The sequence below is a fragment of the Kineococcus glutinatus genome (assembly GCF_039542765.1).
GTDB lineage: Bacteria > Actinomycetota > Actinomycetes > Actinomycetales > Kineococcaceae > Kineococcus_A > Kineococcus_A glutinatus.
Genome location: NZ_BAABIL010000295.1, coordinates 1 through 2,553, shown reverse-complemented (window position 1 = coordinate 2,553; position 2,553 = coordinate 1). Strand labels below are relative to the sequence as shown.

Below are 2,553 nucleotides of genomic sequence, written 5' to 3'. Positions count from 1 at the left end.
CGCGCTGCTGCTCGCCGCCGGACAGCTCGTGCGGGCGCCGCTTGCCCTTGCCCTCCAGGCCCACCAGCTGCAGCACCTCCGGCACCGTGTGCGCGATGACGTGCCGCGGCCGGCCCAGGACCTGCAGCGCGAACGCGACGTTCTCGTAGACCGTCTTGTCCCCCAGCAGCCGGAAGTCCTGGAACACCACGCCGATCTGCCGGCGCAGCGCCGGTACCTTCCAGCTGCGCAGCCGGCCGACGTCGCGACCGGCCACGTGCACCGTGCCGGTGCTGGGCCGGTCCTCCTTGAGCACCAGCCGCAGGAACGTCGACTTGCCCGATCCGGAGGGCCCCACGAGGAAGACGAACTCCCCCTTGGCGATCTCCAGGGTCACCTCGGCCAGCGCCGGGCGCTGCCCCTCGCCGTAGACCTTGCTGACGTGCTCGAAAGTGATCACTCGCGTCTCGTGCGGCCAGTCTCGGGAGCGGGACGTGCGGGCTGTCGTGCGGTGGATCTCCTGGCCTGCCGATCGAGCATACGGTCCGTCCCTGGACGAGCGCTGGACGCGACCGACCACCGCCGTCCGGGCGCACCGCGCGGGTGGGCCGTCCCGGCCCCGGCCCGGCTCAGCCGTCGACGCGCTCGCGGGTGCGCCGCCAGCGGATGCCGGACTCCAGGAACGGGTCGATCTCCCCGTCGAACACCGCCGCCGGGTTGCCCACCTCGTGGTTGGTCCGCAGGTCCTTGACCATCTGGTAGGGGTTGAGCACGTAGGAGCGCATCTGGTTGCCCCAGCTGCCGGAGTCCTCGCCCTTGAGGGCGTCCAGCTCCGCCTGGCGGTCCTGGCGGGCCTTCTCCAGGAGCTTGGCCTGCAGCACCCGCATCGCCGCCGCCTTGTTCTGCAGCTGCGACTTCTCGTTCTGGCAGGTCACCACGATGCCCGTCGGGACGTGCGTCAGGCGCACCGCGGAGTCCGTGGTGTTGACGGACTGCCCGCCCGGCCCGGAGGAGCGGTAGACGTCGACGCGCACGTCGTTCTCCGGGATGTCGATGTGGTCGGTCTCGGCCACCACGGGCAGCACCTCCACGCCCGCGAAGGACGTCTGGCGCCGGCCCTGGTTGTCGAACGGCGAGATCCGCACCAGGCGGTGGGTGCCCTGCTCCACCGACAGCGTGCCGTAGGCGTACGGCGCGGCGATCTTGAAGGTGGCGGACTTGATGCCCGCCTCCTCAGCGTACGAGGTGTCGTAGACCTCCGTCTTGTAGCCGTGCCGCTCCGCCCAGCGCAGGTACATCCGCAGCAGCATCTCCGCGAAGTCGGCGGCGTCGACGCCACCGGCCTCCGAGCGGATCGTCACCAGCGCCTCGCGGGGGTCGTACTCCCCCGACAGCAGCGTGCGCACCTCCAGCTCGCCGAGCTGCTTGCGCACCGCGGCGAGCTCGCGCTCCGCCTCGGCCAGGGTGTCGGCGTCGTCCTCGCCCTCGGCCAGCTCCACGAGGACCTCGAGGTCGTCGATGCGCGAGCCCATCTTCTCGATGCGGTCCAGCTCCGCCTGCAGCGTGGACAGCCGGCTCGTGACGCCCTGGGCGCGCTCGACGTCGTCCCACAGGTCCGGCGCCGCCGCCTGCTCGTTGAGCCCGGCGATCTCCGCCCGCAGCGTCTCCAGGTCGGAGACCTCCCGGATCGACGCGTACGTCTGGCGGAGGGCGGAGATCTCGGCGGGGAAGTCGGTGGCCACGGACGTCGAGCCTACGCGAGCACCCGCCGCCCCGCGGACGCACCGCGGGGTGGCGCCGGCGGGCACGAGGGGTGGCTCAGCGCAACCGCGCGACGGCGCGGCTGCTCACCCGCACGTCGACACCGCCGCCCAGCCGCACCGGTCCCACCGCCGACCACGGCGGCGCCAGGTGCGCCACCAGGACCACCACGGCCGTGCGCCCGTCCGGCGACCCCGTCCCGTCCCCCACCGCGATCCCGCCCACCTCGGCCGCCGCACCGGAACGCTCCAGGTAGGCCGTGACGCTCGCGCGCACCGACTCCTCGCTCAGCGGCACCCCGCGCCCGTCCACCCCGCCGTCCGGCGCGTAGTAGGCCCGCTCGTCCACCGCGTCGGCGGCGTCGGCGGCCGCCGCGTCGGCGATCGCCAGCACCCGCTTGCGCTGCAGGTGCACCGCCGAGGCCGCCACCACCGTCAGCACCAGGGCGACGGCGATCAGCGCGTAGACCAGCGCCAGCACCAGGATGCGCCCCTCCTCGGCGGACGCCCGCGCGCGGGCGGCGCTCACGGCCACCCCGCGCCCACCGGCACCGCGAAGCGGTCCACCACCGCCACCCGCACCACCTCCACCGGCACCCGCGCCGGCAGCCGCCGCCCCAGCCACCGCGGCACCAGCGGCAGCCCCACCTCCAGGCGCACCCGGGCCGCCACCTGCGCACCCGGCGTGCCGCACGGGTCGGCCGCGCACTCCAGCCGCTCCACCCGCACCGGCTCCACGGCGAACCCCTGGTCGTCCGCCGCCAGCCCCACCGTCGCCGCCGCGCGCCCCTGCGCCAGCTCGACGTCCGGCTCG

At 74.4% G+C, this 2,553-nt stretch carries 3 protein-coding genes and 1 pseudogene; all 4 read right to left on the bottom strand.

Features of this window, described 5'->3' with window-relative positions; genetic code table 11:
- A partial coding sequence (locus ABEB16_RS11630; protein WP_345712414.1) for a cell division ATP-binding protein FtsE occupies positions 1-439 on the bottom strand: 439 nt, incomplete at its 3' end.
- A 169-nt stretch (positions 440-608) separates the two neighbouring features.
- Complete coding sequence (gene prfB, locus ABEB16_RS11625) at positions 609-1,721, bottom strand: peptide chain release factor 2 (RefSeq protein WP_345712413.1); 1,113 nt, start codon at positions 1,719-1,721, stop codon at positions 609-611.
- Positions 1,722-1,797: 76 nt separating this feature from the next.
- Entirely contained in the window at positions 1,798-2,268 is a 471-nt protein-coding gene (locus ABEB16_RS11620) for a hypothetical protein (RefSeq protein ID WP_345712412.1), read from the bottom strand.
- A pseudogene (locus ABEB16_RS11615) lies at positions 2,265-2,553 on the bottom strand (pilus assembly protein); the annotation flags it as partial. The gene ABEB16_RS11620 and the pseudogene ABEB16_RS11615, both read right to left, overlap by 4 nt.